The 3426-nt window shown below is 61.3% G+C and carries 5 protein-coding genes; all 5 read right to left on the bottom strand.

Annotated elements, in window-relative coordinates; all coding sequences use genetic code 11:
* On the bottom strand, nucleotides 1–883 hold an 883-nt coding region (locus tag H7F49_RS18935), incomplete at its 3' end, for a hypothetical protein (protein WP_214647914.1).
* Nucleotides 884–1024: 141 nt separating this feature from the next.
* A complete protein-coding gene (locus tag H7F49_RS18930) occupies nucleotides 1025–1270 on the bottom strand; it encodes a toxin-antitoxin system HicB family antitoxin (protein ID WP_185685111.1) in 246 nt (81 codons plus the stop codon).
* A complete protein-coding gene (locus H7F49_RS18925; protein ID WP_185685110.1) occupies nucleotides 1267–1692 on the bottom strand; it encodes a putative toxin-antitoxin system toxin component, PIN family in 426 nt (141 codons plus the stop codon). Before H7F49_RS18925 ends, H7F49_RS18930 begins: the two co-directional genes overlap by 4 nt.
* Before the next feature lie 3 nt (nucleotides 1693–1695).
* Entirely contained in the window at nucleotides 1696–2652 is a 957-nt protein-coding gene (locus H7F49_RS18920; protein ID WP_185685109.1) for a tyrosine-type recombinase/integrase, read from the bottom strand.
* Nucleotides 2594–2971: an Arm DNA-binding domain-containing protein gene (locus H7F49_RS18915; protein WP_235982355.1), complete on the bottom strand. Its 378-nt coding sequence runs from the start codon at nucleotides 2969–2971 to the stop codon at nucleotides 2594–2596. The genes H7F49_RS18920 and H7F49_RS18915 overlap by 59 nt, the downstream gene beginning before the upstream one ends.
* Between the last annotated feature and the right edge of the window lie 455 nt (nucleotides 2972–3426).

The following is a 3426-nucleotide window of genomic DNA, read 5'->3' as shown; positions in this document are numbered from 1 at the left end:
CCTCAAACTGCGCGCGATCATTTCGGAATGCTGCGCGGACAATTCTCGGAACGCTGCGCGCCATCACCTCGGATTCCCGCGCGCGATCAAATCGGAATGGTGCGCGCGATGACCTCGGAATCCGCACGCCGTGCCGGCACGAAACCCCGAACAGCCCCTCGGTCGCCATATAGATCTCACGCACCGTCCTGCCGGTGGTGCCTTCGATCACCGCACGGTCGAGCGGGTCAAGAACCTCCGCGCCGCTGAAAATGCCACGTGCCGGGAGCTTCCTACGCTCGGCCAGGTGTCGCAGCACCTTGGGCGAGGCAACAATCGTATCGGGATCAAACGCGACCAGCGCGTCCTCCCAAGCCTCGATACCGTCAGCGGTGTCGTAGAAGGCTAGGCGGATCCGGCTTCCCGCGCTGGCCGAGCCGTAGAGACTGGACATACCCGGCAGCGCAATTGCAACCCGGTGCTGGCGCCAAAGCGCATCAGGCAACGTTTTGGCCAGGATGGTGCCCAACCAGATGAACCGCTCCCTTTCGCTGATGACGTACACTCCGCGGTTGCCACTGGTCCCTGTGCTTTGCCCGAAGTGGAAACCGTCTGCCTCGCTGCATCCTTCGGCGAGCGACTGTCGCACGAAAGCTGCTGAATAGCGGCCGAGGTTGCACCCGGCGAAGTTCGCCATGAGCTTTGCCTTGTCCATGATCGGTAGCGCGGCAAAGCCGCCCTCCAGATGTCCCTGGTAGAAGGGAAACCGCGGCAGGCTATCCACGATGAGACGCTTGATCCGACAATCATGGTAACGAGCGATTGCGGCTGGGTTGCGCAGAGCGACGGCAAGATACCTGGCCCTCATGAACGCCCATAGCGTGTGAGAATAGCGGCGGATCATCGCCGCGCGGATTTGTGCTGCATGCCGTGGGCCTCCAGATCGTTTTTGGTATGGGTAGATCTACATGCCGGTATTTTGAGTCCGCGCTCCGGCCAACGGCCCAGCACGCCTCCCGCTATCAGGAAAGCGACGTCGCTTGTTCTACAGCTCGTCCCCGACTGGCGGCGCTTCCCGCTTCGCCCTGTCGAGAAACGGCAGCATATCGCTTGGCCGGGCCTTGCCAGCTCGCCGTTTCAGAAAATCGGACGCGGTTTCGACCACGCCGATCTTCTGGGCGATGGCGACCGCAATCCACTGGTTCAGCGAAACGCCATCTTCCTTAGCAAGCCTGGCAGCGGCTTCCTTGACCGATGCTGGGAGCTTGAGCGGGTAAGATGCCTTGCTCATGATCGTAACTCCTTCAACAATTCTCCGGGTCTCAACACTCGCAAACCGAACCGGGCCGCGCCCTTGGCGAAGTCGCGCACATTATGTGTAACGAGAGCATCGGCCCGGCCATTGACCGCCGTCTCCAAGACCATCTCGTCGTTCGGGTCCGAAAGTTGCGGCCGCCACTGAAAACTTACTTCCACCGCTTCACAGGCGCTTGCGAGAGCGGCAAGGAAACTGTCGATATCACGCAATCCCAGTCCATGTGCGAGGCGCTGCTCGGGGCGTTTCAGCACTGCTTCGTATTCAAGAAAGAGCGCGGGCGTCACCAGAGGCGTCAGCCGCCCATGTGCAGCCTCGCGCAAAACTGCGTTGCTGCCGCCAGTCGCGCTCCTCAGCGCTGTCACGATGACGTCGGTGTCGAGAACGACTCTTGGCATATCCTATGAGATATCACTTTCTATTTGAAATTTCAATGGAGCGCCCATCAGACGCTCCACCGCAACCCCAATCTGCTGCGCGGCGTCGAGCAAGTGCTCGTCATCGAGATGCGCGTATCGCGCGGTCGATTGATGATTGGCGTGCCCGAGTAGCCGCCCGATCATGGGCAAAGTTTCCTTGCTCATTGCGGCATGGCTGGCGAAGGTATGGCGCAGGTCATGGATGCGCAGTTTGCCAAGATCGGCCCGTACAAGGATCGTCCGCCAGAGGTGCTGGATGCAGCCGATCGGCCTGCGGTACTGGTAGTTCCAGAAAAGCCATGGAATTTTCGGATGGCGCGGCAGCCTGTCGATGACCTCGCGAGCCGCCGATCCGAGCCAGACGGTGCGCGGGCCGGTCTTGCTGTCGCGCAGTAGCAGGCGATTGCCCTTCACATCCTGCCACTGAAGGGTGAGGATTTCGCGATATCTGCAGCCGGTCAGCAACAGCAGCGTGATGACCGCACACCCAGAGCGGGTCGTCAGATTGTCGCTGGCGCGCAATTCGGCGAGAACTTCCCCAAATCGGGCCAGTTCCTCGGTGGAAAGAAACCGCTCGCATTGCCTGCGCTTGTTCGGCCTCACCGACCGGCAAGGGTTGGTGTTTCCGAGCCGGTATCCCCAGACCTCGGCCTTGTTGAGCATGTTCTTGAGGATTTCGAGCGTCCGGTTGGCAGCACCGGGGCCAGTGCGGTTGTTGAGGTCCGCGAACCATTTGGTGACATGCTCTTCGTTGATCTCGTCGATGAATACGCCCTTGAAGGCGCCGTCCAGATACTGTCGGCGATAGCCGTTGTGGGTAGCGAGCGTCGATGCCTTCCACTGTGGCGACCAGCGGGACCAATACTCCTCCAGGAAGTCGTCAAACCGGGGGGCGGAGCGGATGCGCTTGTGCCCGGGCAAGCTCTGCCGCGAGTTCATCAGACCGGCCCAATGTGATCCGGCGATGCTTGCCGCGATGGCGCAGACGAACGAACCAGTAGGTGTTGCCAGTGGGCCTGACGCGCAGGCCAAAGCCCGCAAGTTCGGTATCCCAGATGCAGTATTCCGTCTCGCGCAGCGGCAGCTTGCGCCGCGCAAAGTTGCCATCGAGCAGTGCCCGGCGCCCGGGCTTTCGCCGCTTGGGGACCATATGGGCATCGGCAATATCAAAACTGGGGGCGAAAGTCGCGGAATTCCGGTCATTTGCGGGGACCAGATGGCCTTCAACGGCATGCCCGCTGCCAAGCAAGCCCAGCATCTCGCGCACTGATTTTACGGCGTTTTTTCCCATAAACACAGCAGTACACTGCGTAGGGTGTGCCCCCCTGTCCCCTCCTGCGCAGCCAGGAACCTGTATCGCAACCTGTCACGGTCGGAGCGTCTTGCCGTCCCTTGCTCCGGGCTTCAGCGCCTCGCCGAGCACCCGAGGCGAGACCGCTTCGCTGGGCCGAACTGGCGCGTCAACGAGGGTCGGAGCGGGGCCGTCCTCCCCGGGGCGCCGAGCAAAAGAAAAGGAGGAAGCCCTGATGGACTTCCCCCTTTGCTGTTGGCTCAGAATTCATCGTCGAGCCGGCCTGGCACCGTGTTGTCAATGCTGACCGAAGATTCCCCAGAAGTGCCGAGTTAAAGTTCCCCAGTTTGGGTTTTTGGTGATCAGCCGTTCCAGTGATCGTGGTGTCGCTCCTTTGGCGGCCTGCCGCGCCGCCTTGGCGG

The organism is Novosphingobium aerophilum, from assembly GCF_014230305.1.
In the GTDB taxonomy this organism is placed as follows: Bacteria; Pseudomonadota; Alphaproteobacteria; order Sphingomonadales; family Sphingomonadaceae; genus Novosphingobium; species Novosphingobium aerophilum.
The sequence above is the reverse complement of the archived record's forward strand: the minus strand, read 5'-3'. Positions and strand labels throughout refer to the sequence as shown.